This window comes from Zavarzinella formosa DSM 19928 (assembly GCF_000255705.1).
GTDB lineage: Bacteria > Planctomycetota > Planctomycetia > Gemmatales > Gemmataceae > Zavarzinella > Zavarzinella formosa.
The window spans coordinates 422,933-437,941 of record NZ_JH636439.1; the positions used below are offsets into that span (position 1 = coordinate 422,933).

Below are 15,009 nucleotides of genomic sequence, written 5' to 3' on the forward strand. Positions count from 1 at the left end.
AATCTGGACGAGACCAAAGGGGAACGCGCCCGGCTGGAAGAAGCCCTGCGGATCAACCAACCGCTGGCGACGGCGTATTACATGAAAGAAGAGTTTCGCCACTTCTGGGAGCAGGGGAGCCCGAAAGACGCCGCCCGGTTTCTGGACGACTGGTGTCGGCGGGCCGAGGCGTCCAAGCTGTCGGTGTTGCAGAAGATGGCGAGTTCTTTCCAGATGCACCGGACCGGCCTGCTGAACTACCATCGCTGTCCGATTTCGACCGGCCCCCTCGAAGGGGTGAACAACAAAATCAAGACCCTGCAACGACAGGCCTATGGCTACCGTGACCAAGAATTCTTCCACCTTCGCATTTACTCAATCCATCGAGCCAAGTACGAACTTCTCGGATGAGCCCCATTTTTTATCACCGACTTTGGCCCAATCTCCAGCTTGCGGGCTCATGCCTTGCTTGGTGTCAATCAACCCGAGTTTGGCGGCCTTCTCAAACCTCGCCTTGCGAATCGGTTCGTAACCGCCGTCGTATTTGCCTTTTTGTTTGGCGATATCTTCCGGAAGGGCGTGCATCGGCCAGTGGGCGGCCGTGTAGGCGACATAAAGGAAAAACGGATCCTTCGCGTGTTCCTTGTTGTGTTCGCCGACGAATCGCACGGCATGATGCGTGATAGCATCGGTGTAATAGTAAGTGTCCGGTTTGTATTCCGGGTCGGCGAACGGAGAGATCATCGTTTCATCACGGATCAGCGACGACGGATCGAAGAAACTCCCGGCTCCGTGGATGGTGCCGTAATAATGATCGAACCCACGGGAGAGGGGCCAGTTCTCTTTCGGCCCGTCTTTGCCGGCGTGCTTGGTGACGTGCCATTTGCCGACGGCATAATTTCGGTAGCCCGCCGGTTTCAGCATCTCGGCAATCGTGCGGCTTTTGTTCAAATCCCCGCGATAACCGGGGAAGGCCGCTCCCTTGTCCTCCATCATGTGGCCCACCCCGGCCTGATGGGGGTAAAGCCCGGTGAGGAGGCTTGCCCGAGTCGGGCAGCAGCGGGCGCAGTTGTAAAACTGCGTAAACCGCAACCCGTCGGCGGCCAGCGAATCCAGATTCGGCGTGGGAATTTCCCCGCCGTAGCAGCCGAGGTCCGAAAAGCCCATGTCGTCGGACAGGATCACCACGATATTCGGCGGCTTGCGGGCCGGTTCCTCGGCCGCAGCCAGCCCGCCGGTCAGGATGAGGCAGAGAGAACACAACATCCGTTTCATGATCGATTCCTCCTTCGTTCGCATTCGCAGGTGATTCACGTTGGCGGTCATCCTGCTTGATAAAGCGACTTGATGAAGACATGGCCATCGGAAAGCGGCTGAAGGCCGACATCGTTATGTTGGTTGTGTTTCGAGATGATTTCATCCTTCACGTTCACTTCAGTTTGCCGGGATATGCTGGGCAATGAAAGAAGCCATTTGGAACGAATGGCCCGAAATTGTGAGAAAAATATTAAGTTAGCTCTCGACATGAAGCTAAAGGGATTGTTAGAATCGCCTCCGACTTTATCCACCACCAAAGTGTTTTCTGGTGGCAATACCCTCAACATTGTCGGAGTCGATTGGATGAATGCTCTCCGTGTCTGGCTGGCTTGTTTGATTGTGATGGCGACTGGTGTTGCCCATGCGCAGGACAAATCGCTTCTGCGACCCGATCCCAATTGGAAAGGGATGCTGATTGAGTTTCTGTACCCGAAGGAATGGCTGGCGTATTATCCGACCGCCAAAGTGGGTGATTTTGTCGTTTACTCGGGCAAATTCGGAGACAAGCGGGAAGAAGTGGTTGCTGTCACGCCTGATTATGTCGTCGTGTCACGGACGTTTTCTCTCCGCAAAGATTCGGTGACGGAGTTGCGGACGCAATACAAGCTCAGCGACGATGACAAGAAGAAGCTGGCCCAGGGAATCCAACCCCCGGCGGCGAAAACAAAGACACCGACAAAAGGCAAAACAACCACGAAAGGCAAACCGGCCGCCAAGGAAGAAGAGACTTCGGACACAGTCAAGGTGGGTGACAAAGAGTTGAAATGCGAAATCAAAAAAACGGGCAAGACCACCACGTGGCATTCCTCGGAACTTCCCTTTGACGGCATCGTCAAGAAGGAATCGACCGGTGAGTCGTTTACCGTTTCCAGTTTCGGACGAGGCAAGTGACATTGGCGTGATCGCGGGCAAGCGATGACTCCAATGATGGTGCGGAAACAATGACTCGGGTGTGAAAACAATCGTTTTCGCACCCGCATTTTTTTGGAGTGATCGTTGATGCGTATCAGGGAACTGACCGCCGGGGCGTTGTTGTCGGCGATCATCGTCGGCCTTGCTTCCTCTCAACCAATGCCCGAGGGGGGCAAAGGCCCCAAGGGAAAATTCAAAGGCCAGAAGGAAGTCCGGGAACGCCCGGAGGCATTGAAGGTTGACCTCAAGGAACCGCCGGCCGGGTTGGTCAAAAATCCCCGCATCATGACCAAGAGCAGCGATGTGAACATCCCGGAGCATTACATGCTGGAAGGCGATGCCGCCTGGGTGTGGTGCGGCGGGGCCGACGAGGATTCCGAGGCCGGGATCGCGTTGTATTCCGGCGTGGATCGCAACAAAGACGGCCAACGATCCGGCATGGTGTCGCAACGAGTGACCGGGTTTCCCGGCGGCGTTGGCAAATGGTTTAGGTTCACCATTCGGGGTTTGGCCGAACCGGCCTTTGCGGTGGAGAAGGACGCCCTGTTCATGAAGGTTGATTACTTCGGCAACAAAGGAACCAACCCGCTCGACGGGGTCACGCAGAACATTTATCCGCATGTCGAGCGTGACCGCAAAGAACTGGAGAACAACGGGAGATACTTCAAGAACGGCGGGGCGATCTGGAAAACGTACTCCTTTGAATTCCGGTTGCCGTTCGCCGAAATCGACACGCTAAACATCGGCGTCGGCTTCAAGAACGGCTCCGCAAAGACGGCCAAGGATTCCGAGTTTTATGTCACCAATTTCACCCTGAATTCAATCCCGACGCCGGAGGATGCCCCGAAGGTCGTCAAGACGGAGAAGGGGGCGATGCCGAGCCTCAAGTCGTTGATCCCGCTTGGCGGCCGATGGTATTACGACCCGGAAGCCGGCATGAAAGATAGACCGGCGACGCTGGTGGTCACGGCCAAAAACGCCGGGCGACTTTATTACATGGACGGCAAACTCTCAAATCCGTTCGTAGAGAACATGACCGCCTGGCTTCGCAAGGGGCATCTCGACATCAAGGGCAAACTTGTGGAGGAAGACCGGTTTTTGCCGGACAACGTGGTGTTGGAATTCAAGGACGGCAAGGAAATGGTGGTTCACGCCCGCAACATCCCGAACCACCCGACGGGGCTGTTCCCCGGCCGCCGGACGAACCCGAACTCCATTCAAGAATGCGACCGGACCTATTATCTCCCGTTAGAACCGGTTCGCAATCCGAAGGCCATTGCGATGGACAAGACCAATTCCAACCGGGGCCTGCCGATGGGGCCAATCGGTTTCGCCATCAACGGCGTCTCCTTTTTCAATCCCTTCGACATGGAGGGAACCGAGGCCATTGACATCATGGACCGCTGCTGCGGCCATCCCGCCCCGGACAATCAATACCACTACCACAAATACCCGGTGTGCGTGAAATCACCGTTCGTCGATGATGGCGAAGGCCATTCCCCGCTGATCGGCTTCGCTCTGGATGGCTTCCCGGTGTACGGGCCGTATGTGGCGAAAGGCTTGATGGCCCGAGATGACAAAACGAATCCGCTCGATGATTTCAACATGAAGTTCGATGAGGACCGGGGCTGGCATTATCATGTGACCCCCGGCAAGTTCCCCTATCTCATCGGCGGGTTTGCCGGAACGCCCGATGCCCGGAATAACCGACGCGGGCCGCCAAAATAGCCAAGAGTTCTGCGAGAAGGGATCTCAAAATCCCTTCTCGCGTTTTCAAATCACTTCTTGAAATCCCCCGCCCGGATGACGACCAGTTTTTTCGGATCGACATGCTTGCGGAACGCATCCGCAATTTTTTGAGGCGTGAGGGCCAGAATCGCTTTCTCCTGCTGCGCGGAATGAGCGAAGGTGCGGCCGATGTTCAGGTTCGAGACGATTTGACCGGCGATGGCCGCGTCACCCGTGCGGCCGACTTTTTGGGCTTCGACAAAAGCCTGTTTCGCATCGTTGACTTCCTTTTCCGTCGGGCCGTCTTTGATGAATCGCACCAGCTCTTCCATCACAGCAGCCGTGACTTTGTCGATGTTCTCCGGGTTCGTGCTGACGGTCACCGTGAGCGAGGCCACCGGATCGCGGGACGAGGCGGCAAACGACGAAGTTGCGCCGTAGGACAGTCCGTCCTTTTGTCGAATCCGGTCGCCAAGACGCGAAGCCAGCGTGCTGCCGCCGAAGATGAAGTTGCCGATCCGCATCGCGGCATAGTCCGGGTCGCTGTCCGAGAGCGGAAACGTCAACCCGGCGAGGTATTCCGCGTTTGACTTGTCGGGCGTGACAATGTCTTCCTGCATCCCCTTCACGTTGTCAGCCACCTTGCGGTCGAATCGTTTCACCGGAACTTTCGACTCCCAACCGGCCAGCATTTCCTTCACGAGTTTGAGCGTGACATCCGGGTCGAAATCGCCGACGACACCCAGTTCGGCATGCGAGCCGCCGACTTGTGTTTCGTAGAGCGTTTTGATTTGGGCCAGCGTGACCGTCTCGACGCGGTCGAGGCTTTCCTCAAGGGTGGGAACGTATCGGGCATCTTCCAGCGAATAGGGGGACAGCGTCCGGCTCAGTTTGTTCCCGGCCAATGCGCCCGGTTCGGTTCGCCCGGCTGAAAGCATCGAGGTCATGCGGCGTTTGGATGTCTCGAACTCATCGGCTGGGAACGCCGGTTCTCGCAGGATTTCGCCAAGCAGCTTGAGAGCCTTCGGCAACGTATCCCGTTTGGCTTCGACGCTGAACGTCAGTTGCCCTGCGGAACCGCCGCCACCCCCGCCGCCGCGTCCGCCACGGCCCCCGCCGCCAAAGCCGGTTCCGATGCGGATGCCGAGCGAATCGAGTTCTTCACGGAGGGCCTGACGGTCGTGCTTTTTCGTCCCGGCCATCATCAGACCGGGGAGCATTCCCGCCGCCGTCGTTTCCCCCCGGAGGGATTCCGGGTTGCCGTAGTGTAGTGTCAGCACGAGCGAAACCGTCTCGCCCCGGTTTTTCTTGGCCAGCAGACCGGCCTTCAATCCTTCCGATTCAACAACCTTGAGCCGCGAATCCAAGTTGGCGGGCGACGGGTCAAATGCCTCCCCGGCGACCCCGACGCTTCCCCCTTTGTAATCTTTCACGATGGTGTCGATGGCCGGAGCGTTGGGCACGGCAATCCGGGTCGATTCTTTCGACGGAATGTACAGGCCAACGGTGCGGTTGGGTTTCTGGAAATACGCCTTCGCCACGCGGTTCACATCGTCTGCCTTGACGGTCTCGACGCGGTCACGCTGGATGAACAGCAACCGCCAGTCGCCGTGGCTGGAGGCCGAACTGAGGGCCGAGGCCATCCCCTGGCTGTTCGCCTGAAGCATCTCGGCGTTTCGCTTGCTGCGGATTTTGGCCTTGTTTACTTCTTCATCAGTGAACGGCGTGTCACCGAGGGTTTCGAGCGTGCCAATCAGGGCGTCGCGGGTGGCGTCCAGCGATTCCGGAGGGCAGGAGGCCGAGGCGAAAAACAAGCCGGGATCATGCGAGTTGTCCGAGCGGGCGAAGGCGCTGGTGGCCAGTTTGGATTCGACCAATGCCTTGTAAAGCCGGCCGTTGGGTGATTGAGAGACGAGGCCACCGAGCAGGCTCAACGGCGCCCAGTCGGCATGCGAGGCCGAGGGGACGTGATATGCCACGCCCACGGAGCCGACCGCGCCGACCCGGCGCAAGGTGACGGTTCGTTCGCCGTCTTGTGGCGGTTCCTCGGTATAAGTGTCGTCGAGTTTGCGGATCGGTTTCGGAATCGAGCCGAGATGCTTGTCCAACAGAGAAAGAGCCTTGGCCTCCTCGAATTTCCCGGCCACGATCATCACGACATTGTCCGGCTGGTAATACTTTTTGTAAAAGGCCCGGAGGTTTTCGATCGGCACCCGTTCAATGTCGGAACGGTTGCCGATGGTGGATTTGCCGTAGTTATGCCACTCAAACGCGGCGGCGGTAATCCGTTGGTTGAGGATGGAAGCGGGGTTGTTCTCTCCGCGTTCAAACTCGTTGCGAACGACGGTCATTTCGGAAACCAAATCCTCCCGCCGGACGAAACTGTTGACGAGGCGATCCGATTCGAGCGAGATCCCGAATTCCAAGTTCTCGTCCGTGGCTGGCATCGTTTCAAAGTAGTTGGTGCGGTCGTCGTTCGTGGTGCCGTTGAAACTGGCCCCGTGATCGCGGAGGGCTTTGGGAACCTCCGGGTGCCTCGGCGTCCCCTTGAAAACCAAGTGTTCGAGCAAATGGGCCATGCCTGATTCGCCGTAGCCTTCGTGACGGCTGCCGACGAGGACCGTCATGTTGATGGTCACCGTCGGCCGCGAGGCTTCGGGGAACAGCAGCGCCCTCGCCCCGTTGGCAAAGCGGTATTCCGTCACCCCTTCGACGGACGCGACCTTCACCGGCGCCTCCGCCATCGCGGATAAACCGCTGAAAAGAAGGCATCCGATCACAATCAAATGGCGCACGACAACCCCTCCGTTGAATAATCAGTGAGATGAAAAACAGCGAGGGGAAATGAAAATTTGACGAGAGGGAGGATGAGTTCGACAGAGGCCGAACCAGATTCCGCAATTCAATTCCCCGGAATTGATCTGCGAAATCCGGCCGGCAAATGTCTGTTGAAGTTTCTCACCGGGCCGGTTTGGCGCCTTGAAGCGGGACTTCGCAGAACGTCAGCGCCGCGAGGCCGTTCTCCCCGCGAAGCAGCGTCGCCTGGCTCCACGCCTTGCTGTCGAGATAAGTGATATTCCTGGCGGACGAACCCCCCGAGAGCTTAAGCGTTACCCGGTTGCCCAAGCCAGTGCCGGAGGCGATTTTGCCTTTTTCGCCATCAAGGTAAAACTGACCGGTCAGGGTGTTGTCCCATTTCACCGGTTGGTCGAACTCCAGCACAATTTCGTCTTTCTTGTCATCGTTGAAAAAAGCCCGTTTGAGATTCGGCGGGGTGATCGACATGGTCGCGATCTTTCCGTAGTTGTCACGCTCGACCAGCGGGGTGATCAGCCGGGCAAACTCCGCATAACCGGCCGCCGGGAAGTGGCAGCCGCCGGGCGGGTCGATGCCCAGCGTGGACATGATGCTCATGCGGGAAAACGCCGACGGCAAATTTCGCTGCACTTCCCGCAATCGATTGTCGGAACCGTTGATGCCCATCGCGCACGATCTGGGCCAAATCTGGAAGATGTAGTAATGCTGGATATTGGGAAAATCCTGCTTCCAAGAGGCCGCGAGTTCGATGAACAAGGACCGATAAGTTTCCCATCCAAAACCGCCGGTCGGGCCGTCGGCTCCCTGATCGTTCTCGCCCTGATGCCAGAAGAGTCCGCGGATGCCGTGCGTGAGTTTGGCCTGCCGAACGCGCCAGAGCAAACGGCCGTAAATGGTCGTCATGTCTTCCGGGTCGGCTTGGTTGCGCTGGTGTTGGTCAATGCGGGTGCCGCCGACGGCGCCATTGATGATGAAGACCGGAACCTTTTGGCTTTCGACCAATCGCTTCGCCAGTTCCATGCCCCAATAGCCGATTTGAAGTTTTTCCGCGTCCCGGCTCCTGTGAATGGCATTGCCCCAGCCGGACACTCCCTTGGGACTGCCAGACATGCTGCCAAACGTGCGAATCCATTCACTTCGATAAGCCGGGTCTTCCTTGCCGAAATCAGTCGCCACCGCGTTGGATTGTCCGGTGATGATGTAGGCGTCGCCACACACCAAGTTGCCGACGGAGTGCAACACCTTCGTGTTGTTTCCCGTTTTGGTGCCGAACTCGACCCGATACTTGACCAAACCCGGCTTGAGCTTCACGGCAAAAGAGTAAGCGTTATCCTTGCCCGGCTTTTGGTCCAAGGTGTTGATCAATTTGTCGTCGGCATAAAGGTTCAAAAAGGCAGACTCGGCTTGTTCTGGGAGAACGCCGTTGTAGATCAACATGCCTTCGTTCTTGTCGTCGCGTGCGTAGAATTGGCCCTCTTCGGGTTTTTCGTCTTTGCCGGGCAAGCGAGAGATCCAATCGTCTTTTACCGGTTCTTTCACGTTGATGATCGTCGAGTGAATCGTCTCTTGGCCGCCGTTGTGGATTGCCACGGAGACTGTCAGTTTGCCGCTGTTTTGGGATCGTTTGAGCAGGAGTTTTTCCGGCAGAGTTTCCTTGATGACGGCGATTCCGTCAGCCTTCCAAGAGTAGAAAAGTTTGTCGGCCCCTTTAGCCCGCATCTCATCCAGATTGGCGATTTGCGGAACCACTTCGATGGGCTGGCGTCCGTCCCATTCGGTCGGAGCTTTTAAGGTGAACACCGGCTCCGGGATGTCTTCCCGGATGGTCACGGGAATGTCTTTGGTCTTCACTTCGTTGGCGTAGACAGCTTTGAATTGAAGAATAGCCGATTGGCTGCCGACCACCCGGCCGGCGTCGAACGTGAAAGAGAACCGGTCGGTCGCCGCCACGGTTTCTTTGCCATCCCGCTTCACGATCCAATAAATCTTTTCGGCTCCGCCAGCCTTGGCGGTGATGGTGATGCTCTTTCCCTCGGGCACGGCGACTTCCGTTTCCGGTATCGAGAACTCATTTCCCGGTTGCACCAACGGGCCAACGAGTGTCTGCATCGGTTTCTGATTTTCAAACTGGAGCTTGATCCAATCAGCCGGGCGGGCCACCTTGGATATGCGAACCTCGTCGATGTCGCCGACAAAATCGTAATTGTTGTACCATCCCCCGATCCACAAGCGAGCCGGGGTTTTGATGTTGAGCAACGGTTTCGCGGAGCCATCAAGCCGGCCATTGATATAGATCTTGCCGTCCTCGCGGTCATAGGTGTGAACGACATGAATCCACTCACCCAGCGGCAACCGACCCGGCGCGTCCACATCCGAGAAGTCGCTGTCAACATGGACATGCGGCGGGCTGCGAAACTGCATCCGTACCTTGCTGCCCCGGCCGCCACCTTCGTTGCCCCAACCGATGATCGTTGAATTGGGCTTCTCGGCCCGGAACCAAGCCTCTGTGCTGTGGGAACTTGCCGCCGAGGGATAATTCGGAATCTTGTCACCCCCGAAAATCCCCTTCTGGCCGGGGAAATTTCTCCCCCCGCCGACGATGCCCGGCGATGGCGTTGTTCCCGTGTCCTTCGATTCCAGCGTGCCAGCAACATCTTGGACGCGCCCGCCCATGTGCCAGACGCTCACATATCCGTTCGACTCGTTGAACACCGCTGTCGCGTTCGACTCGCTTTTGGCGTCGGCCTTGCCCCAGCGCATTTTCAACTCCTGCCGCTCGTTCCCCCGGATGCGGGGGACGCGCACCCAAATGGCCGCCGTGCCTTCGGCCGGGTTCCATTCGTCAATCTCGTAGGGGAGCGGTTTGCCATCGGCGGTCGAGAAGCGGATGTCCTCTCCGTTGGCCTTCGCCTGGCTGAAATTGAAAAAATCCTTGTGCAACCGAACCAACACCGGAAACTCATTCACCGATGCGGACGCCGCCAGATTCGCTCCCTCGGGAGTGGTCAGCAAATAGAGCGAGCCGGAATGCCGCCAACCCGGTTCTTCGCCAACGGCCAATCCGGTGAACAAGGCGAGCAAGAGCAGGGGGGCTGAAAACCGCGTTTTCATTTTGGGAAGTCCCTTCGCAATTCACGAAGTCGTTTTTGAAAGGGGAGAGATTCGAGAGATCAGAAGTCCGCCAACCGTTGCTGACATGATCTACGGAATCCAACCGAAACGACCGGGCATCATCCAAGATGACAATGTCCCAAGTATCAAACTCGGCTTGATTCCCATCGTTGCCAATTAGAAAATGCACCAATGAACGCCATCACCAGTAATGCCGACCTGCTCGACGATCCGGTTCTCCAAGAGACCGATGCCTTGGCCGTCCAAGAGTTCGTTGCCAATGGGGCTCCTCTTGATCCGGCAGTGCGAGAGCGAGTTTTTGCACGAGCCGCTCGATTGCGACAACAGATTTTGCAGACGCACGGTTCTGTTGACTGGGAGCGATTTCGCAATCTCTCAACGGATGACGCATGAAGTGAATTGTCGATGTTTAGGTTGCGGAAGGCGATTCGATAGAAAAATCGAATCAGCGATTGTCGCCGTTCAAAAGTTCCAAAAACCAAGCCATCAGTATTTGAGTTCGATCTGAAATCGAACAAACGGGCCGTTGCCCACATCCACGCGGTTTCGGCCGGATAATGAGAAGGTTTGCGTCTCGAAGAAGTAGCGGTCAAACGCATAGCCGCCTCCGAGTTCCACGTTGACGCCCGGAGTCGGGATCAACACCAAGCCGGTGTCGAGGCGTTTTTCATAGTAGAAGAATTGGTCGTTACGGGATGGTCGATCCGACCGGAACCATGCTTGGTTCGTCCAGGCAAAGCCGCCATAAGCCCGTGCGTAATCGGTCGGGTACCAGTTCACGCGGGTTTGGATATCAGTCAGCGCGGCGTAATTCAGTTCCCAACCCCAGTCGCCGGGGGGCCGATAATTCAGGTTCACGAACGGGAAGCCAACCGAGCCTTTCCAGTCGGTGGTTTTGAACTCATACGCCAGGCCGGGGATGGGGATGTTTCGGCCGATCTGTCCGTTGGTGGCGCTGACAACATAGAAGAGCCAGGCATCATCCCCGTTGGCCGGTGTTCGCAGGAAGACCAGCGAGTTGACGGCGACTTCGTTGAGGGTTTGAAACGGACGGTCGGAGATGGAGCCGCCGGTGAGGCTGACCCCCCAACTCCAGCCCCTATCCATCTGATGGACAAACAATCCCCCCGCTTGAATGTCGTACCAATTGTTGGCCAGCGGCACATGATCGGTGGGCAAGATCGCCTGCGTGCGGAGGTTCACCCATCGGGTGGAAGCCAGCGCGAACAGTTGATCGGCCCCTTCGTCCATCACCGGGACAGTCAGCCCCCCTTGACTGGTAAGCATGCCGAGGGCGGTTTGCTGGCCGCGAACATGTTGCTTGGGGAGCCATTCCACGCCGAGGCCGTCCGGCACTCCGTTGCTGGCGCCGAGCGCGTACAGCGAATTCAGCACACTTTCTTGGATTTGGGCATGTCCGGCCGCCGGATCTTGGGCCAAGGCCGGGACCGTCAACATGCCCAACAACAAAGCCCATCGGAACCGAGTCATTTTTCGATACCGCTGAGTTCCAGAACCACCGTGTGCCCGTCCCACTTCATTGATTGTCGAATCGGCCGGCCGGTGGTGTCATAGGCCCATTCGGCATCAATCCCTTTTCCGCTGACCTTGTAGCGATTGCCCTCCAAGGTTTGATTGGCGAGCTTCAATTGAATTCGGCCGACGTACTCGATCTTTGCCGGTGTGGTCGTCCCGTCCTCGGAGTCCAAGATAATGGCGTCTTGAGTTTCACGGTCAAATCGCGGAATCCGCCAGCCGGTGACCGGAATGGCGGTTTTTGCGCAAGTTGATGCACGATTATCGACCACCACGGTCAATCCTCGCTCACCCACATCGGCCTTGACATGTGATTTCTTCCCGTCGTCATTAACAACTGATTCAAATTTTTGCACCTCGCCGTTCTTCCAGACCTCGACGCATTTGGAGAGGTATTCGTATTTGATCCCCAGCGTGCGGAAGCGAACATCAACATTCATTTCGACGGTTTCGGCGCCGACGGCCGATGTCACTTTCATGCGGCAAATTCCCGCTGGTTTGCCGTCCACCGACACTTGAAACGTCCGTTCTTCGGCAAAAACCGATGTTGTCAGAAGGATTGTCCAAGCCAATCCGATCAGGGCCGCGCGCATTGTTGTCTTCCTTGACAATCATGGGGGGAATGGTTGACAGGCGAAGTCGCCGGGATACTACCACACAATTTCCAAATGCAAAAGAGGTACCGGCTTGCCGGGCGCCAAAACGAAAATCTGAAAAAAAGATGAGAGAAACAAAATAGTTGGCGCAAGAACTGCATTCTCACTTGTCACAGTCACAGACATGGATGTCTGTTGCTCAATCAACTCGCCACAAGGTCATGGATGATTGATTTATTCTTGCCGCCGTTCGCCATCTCAGCCGAAGCCTTGGCAACCACACCTTTGAAAAGCACCAATAGTCTGCGCTGGCCGAAACCCTTGTCAGGCGTCACTGCCGGACACGATGCCTCATCCAGTCTTCTGGCCGGAGTTTTGAAACGCCGGGCTGGCATTGCAACGGCCGGAGTGATTGGAATGCTGGCGCTTGCTGGAAATCTCTCAGCAACTTCGTGATCCGTCATCGGACTGATTGCCTTGGTGTGAGTTTGGTTGGCTGGTCAACGCCCCGTTCTGATTGAGTCGAAATTATTCCTTCGATTGTTGCTTCGGCAAGAAAAGCCAAACATGAAACGCATTTTACACCCGACTTCCAACGTTCTCATCACAGGCGTCACCGGCCTCGTTGGCGGCGAAATCTTCCGGCATCTTCTGGCCCGCGGCCATCAGGGAATGATCTGGCCGCTGATCCGTCCCGGTGAATCAGACCCGATTTGTCGATTGAATCATCGGCTTGCCCGAAGTGGCGATGATCGTGAATTGCCACCGAATGTGCGGCCGGTCGCCGGGGATATCCTGCAAGACCAGTGGGGACTGGACGTCGATGACCTGATCGACGTGACGGCGGCCGACATCATTATTCACAACGCGGCCGACACCTCGTTCGACGAGAACAGCGAATCGGCCACAACGAACGTGGAGAGTGTTCGGCAACTCATTGATCTGGCCCGCAAGTTTCCCAAGCCGCCTTTGATCGTCTACATGAGCACGGCCTCGAACGTCGGTGATGTGACGGACGCCAACGTCGCCGAGGATGACGGATGCCGGCCGGATAATCACCACCATAACGGATACACCCAATCGAAAGCCGTCTCGGAGCGATTGCTGCAAGAGAGCGGCTTGCCCGTTCTCGTCCTGCGGCCAACCATCGTCCTCAGCCCCGGAATCCCGGATGCCAAATTTGCCCGGCAGATTCTGTGGTGCGTCCCGCTGATGCAAGTGTTTCGCGCGTTGCCGATCAACCCCGGTTCGCGGCTGGATGTGGTGGATGTCGGTTTCGTGGCCGAGGCGACGCTCCGGTTGCTGGAAAAGAAAGACCGACAATTTGACTGCTACCACCTCTCGGCCGGAGCGGATGATGCCGTCACCTTGGGGCGTCTGAACGAAGTCACTTGCGTGTGCTACGACCGTTCCCAACTCGATTTGATCAATCCGGCCGATTGGAATCGGCGGCATCTTCAAGAAGCGTTGCGAGGCCGGGTTCGCCGAAAGATATTCAAGTCTTTGCGATACTACTTCCCGTTCTTGAACATGAACGTTGTCTACGACCGGTCACGATTGGAAAAGGAACTCGGCGACGATTGCCCGGCGGTGCGGCCCCTTGTGGAATATCTGCCGGGCATGCTCGAACTGATTGGCGCCAAGGCCGCGCTCAGGGAAGCCATGATGCCTTGATTAATGACAATTTCTTGATCGCCCGCCAAAGAAACCCGGCGGTCATTTCTTCGCCGGGGCGGTCTCTTTGGACACCTGTTCTTTCCATTTTGCATGGGCCTTGTCCCTCGCGTTATCGCTGGGGAAGGCGTAGTAAAAATGCGAATAAGGCACGCTGTCACCGAAGCGGTCGGTGTTGAAGCCGAAGTCGGATAACTTCTCGTCGGCCAATCGAATGCTGACACCCAAGGCGATGTCTCGAAACTGAACAGACATCGGATCGGTGTTTCCGATGTTGATCGACCCGAGGTCTGTCTTGTCTTCCAGCAGCGGGGCCACGGCCTTCAGGGCTTGCTTGTCGGCTCCCAGATTGCCCGCATGGACCAGCGCAAGCCCGCGGGTGTGACTCGGCAGGTTGCGATCGAAAGCAACCTTCAATTCAATGGGACGCGCCTCCTTGACCTTGGCGGCTGTCGCAATCCGAAAGCCTGCCAGTTTTATGGCCGCCCGCCGTTCGTTTCGGAGCCAGTGCAGAAACAGGTTCTTCATTCCGGGGATTTCTGTTTTGCCCGATACGAATGTCTGCAACTTGGTGGCTCCCGCCACGTTGGAAATCTGCCCGATGTCTTCGTTGGCGTTGGCGAACGCCTTGTGTCCGCGGACGAACAGAAACATAGCGACTTGCCCCCGGTCGGTGAGAAGGGCCTCGTCGCTGAGGTCGCAGGGGCGGGCGCCGGCTTGCGCCCGATCACAGGCGGCGGCACAGAATTCACTCATGAGCCGGCCGGCTGTTTTGGGGTCCGTCTCCAGGGCTTCGATGATTCGATGATGGGCGGTCAGCATCTCCGTGTACAACTGCCGGGTGGCCTTGCTGTCACCGGTGATGGCGAGAAAATCCTCCAACCCGGCAAGGCCTTTCGGCAAGGGAGAGCCGGCCGGCTCCTTTACAAGTTGGGCCAATTTCTCATTCCGTCCGGTGGCGGCGGCCAGCGGAAGCAACTGCCGGGAACGTTCGGCCACTTCCGGATCGGTGTCCTTCTCGCCAAGGGTCAGGGCCGGAATCGCCGCTGATCCCAGTTTCGTCAACTCGCGGGCGGCGGCTTCCCGGACGGTGAACGACTTATCCCCGAGTTGCCGGACCAATGCCGCCAGTTTTGGGTCCGGCGTCATTGGCGTCTCGGGAGGGGCGCCGGACGGGATGGCCGCCAAGATCAGGCAGAAGAGCGGGTTCATGGTTGTGTGCCAGAGGGGAAGGAATGAACCATGCTAACCCGGAATATCCGGGCAATCAAGCGAGCATCACTTGGAGAGCCGCGTGGATAATCACATCATTGTTTTG

General features: G+C 57.3%; 13 protein-coding genes. 6 read left to right on the plus strand and 7 right to left on the minus strand.

Annotated elements, in window-relative coordinates:
• Window positions 1-390 (plus strand): transposase (locus BGIM_RS66930; RefSeq protein ID WP_020468248.1); only part of this gene is annotated, 390 nt, incomplete at its 5' end.
• Here BGIM_RS66930 and BGIM_RS48390 read toward each other — a convergent pair.
• Window positions 355-1,254, minus strand: coding sequence for a sulfatase-like hydrolase/transferase (locus BGIM_RS48390; protein ID WP_086026084.1), 900 nt, complete (start codon window positions 1,252-1,254; stop codon window positions 355-357). The genes BGIM_RS66930 and BGIM_RS48390 overlap by 36 nt on opposite strands.
• 47 nt (window positions 1,255-1,301) lie before the next feature.
• Window positions 1,302-1,583 (minus strand): hypothetical protein, encoded by a 282-nt coding sequence (locus BGIM_RS62470; protein WP_157368571.1) that lies wholly within the window; start codon window positions 1,581-1,583, stop codon window positions 1,302-1,304.
• A 16-nt stretch (window positions 1,584-1,599) separates the two neighbouring features.
• Here BGIM_RS62470 and BGIM_RS0102650 point away from each other — a divergent pair, with 16 nt between their 5' ends.
• On the plus strand, window positions 1,600-2,187 hold the full coding sequence (locus tag BGIM_RS0102650) for a hypothetical protein (protein ID WP_157368572.1): 588 nt from the start codon (window positions 1,600-1,602) through the stop codon (window positions 2,185-2,187).
• Between the two features lie 108 nt (window positions 2,188-2,295).
• Window positions 2,296-3,936, plus strand: a complete 1,641-nt coding sequence (locus BGIM_RS56855) for a YHYH protein (RefSeq protein ID WP_020468251.1) — start codon at window positions 2,296-2,298, stop codon at window positions 3,934-3,936.
• A gap of 50 nt (window positions 3,937-3,986) precedes the next feature.
• Here BGIM_RS56855 and BGIM_RS0102660 read toward each other — a convergent pair whose 3' ends face one another.
• Together BGIM_RS0102660 and BGIM_RS0102665 are read right to left on the minus strand one after the other, a co-directional pair.
• Complete coding sequence (locus BGIM_RS0102660; protein WP_020468252.1) at window positions 3,987-6,731, minus strand: M16 family metallopeptidase; 2,745 nt, start codon at window positions 6,729-6,731, stop codon at window positions 3,987-3,989.
• Between the two features lie 163 nt (window positions 6,732-6,894).
• Window positions 6,895-9,864 (minus strand): DUF2341 domain-containing protein, encoded by a 2,970-nt coding sequence (locus BGIM_RS0102665; RefSeq protein ID WP_020468253.1) that lies wholly within the window; start codon window positions 9,862-9,864, stop codon window positions 6,895-6,897.
• Between the two features lie 192 nt (window positions 9,865-10,056).
• On the opposite strand from BGIM_RS0102665, the gene BGIM_RS0102675 reads away from it, so the two are divergent.
• Window positions 10,057-10,278: a hypothetical protein gene (locus BGIM_RS0102675; protein WP_020468255.1), complete on the plus strand. Its 222-nt coding sequence runs from the start codon at window positions 10,057-10,059 to the stop codon at window positions 10,276-10,278.
• A gap of 93 nt (window positions 10,279-10,371) precedes the next feature.
• Here BGIM_RS0102675 and BGIM_RS0102680 read toward each other — a convergent pair whose 3' ends face one another.
• Together BGIM_RS0102680 and BGIM_RS0102685 are read right to left on the minus strand one after the other, a co-directional pair.
• Entirely contained in the window at window positions 10,372-11,376 is a 1,005-nt protein-coding gene (locus tag BGIM_RS0102680; protein ID WP_020468256.1) for a hypothetical protein, read from the minus strand.
• Complete coding sequence (locus BGIM_RS0102685; protein WP_020468257.1) at window positions 11,373-12,014, minus strand: DUF6134 family protein; 642 nt, start codon at window positions 12,012-12,014, stop codon at window positions 11,373-11,375. The genes BGIM_RS0102680 and BGIM_RS0102685 overlap by 4 nt, the downstream gene beginning before the upstream one ends.
• Window positions 12,015-12,242: 228 nt before the next feature.
• Here BGIM_RS0102685 and BGIM_RS0102690 point away from each other — a divergent pair, with 228 nt between their 5' ends.
• Together BGIM_RS0102690 and BGIM_RS0102695 are read left to right on the plus strand one after the other, a co-directional pair.
• Window positions 12,243-12,473: a hypothetical protein gene (locus BGIM_RS0102690; protein WP_020468258.1), complete on the plus strand. Its 231-nt coding sequence runs from the start codon at window positions 12,243-12,245 to the stop codon at window positions 12,471-12,473.
• Between the two features lie 111 nt (window positions 12,474-12,584).
• A complete protein-coding gene (locus BGIM_RS0102695) occupies window positions 12,585-13,691 on the plus strand; it encodes an SDR family oxidoreductase (protein WP_157368573.1) in 1,107 nt (368 codons plus the stop codon).
• A 42-nt stretch (window positions 13,692-13,733) separates the two neighbouring features.
• Here BGIM_RS0102695 and BGIM_RS0102700 read toward each other — a convergent pair whose 3' ends face one another.
• Complete coding sequence (locus BGIM_RS0102700) at window positions 13,734-14,903, minus strand: hypothetical protein (protein WP_029629687.1); 1,170 nt, start codon at window positions 14,901-14,903, stop codon at window positions 13,734-13,736.
• Window positions 14,904-15,009: the final 106 nt, after the last annotated feature.

Bases quoted from the DNA above. Each gene is read 5' to 3' on its own strand.
- BGIM_RS48390 (WP_086026084.1), bottom strand. From the start codon at position 1,254: ATGAAACGGATGTTGTGTTCTCTCTGCCTCATCCTGACCGGCGGGCTG.
- BGIM_RS0102695 (WP_157368573.1), top strand. From the start codon at position 12,585: ATGAAACGCATTTTACACCCGACTTCCAACGTTCTCATCACAGGCGTC.
- BGIM_RS56855 (WP_020468251.1), top strand. From the start codon at position 2,296: ATGCGTATCAGGGAACTGACCGCCGGGGCGTTGTTGTCGGCGATCATC.
- BGIM_RS0102665 (WP_020468253.1), bottom strand. From the start codon at position 9,864: ATGAAAACGCGGTTTTCAGCCCCCCTGCTCTTGCTCGCCTTGTTCACC.
- BGIM_RS0102650 (WP_157368572.1), top strand. From the start codon at position 1,600: ATGAATGCTCTCCGTGTCTGGCTGGCTTGTTTGATTGTGATGGCGACT.
- BGIM_RS0102700 (WP_029629687.1), bottom strand. From the start codon at position 14,903: ATGAACCCGCTCTTCTGCCTGATCTTGGCGGCCATCCCGTCCGGCGCC.
- BGIM_RS0102690 (WP_020468258.1), top strand. From the start codon at position 12,243: ATGATTGATTTATTCTTGCCGCCGTTCGCCATCTCAGCCGAAGCCTTG.
- BGIM_RS0102680 (WP_020468256.1), bottom strand. From the start codon at position 11,376: ATGACTCGGTTCCGATGGGCTTTGTTGTTGGGCATGTTGACGGTCCCG.
- BGIM_RS0102675 (WP_020468255.1), top strand. From the start codon at position 10,057: ATGAACGCCATCACCAGTAATGCCGACCTGCTCGACGATCCGGTTCTC.
- BGIM_RS0102685 (WP_020468257.1), bottom strand. From the start codon at position 12,014: ATGCGCGCGGCCCTGATCGGATTGGCTTGGACAATCCTTCTGACAACA.
- BGIM_RS62470 (WP_157368571.1), bottom strand. From the start codon at position 1,583: ATGTTGAGGGTATTGCCACCAGAAAACACTTTGGTGGTGGATAAAGTC.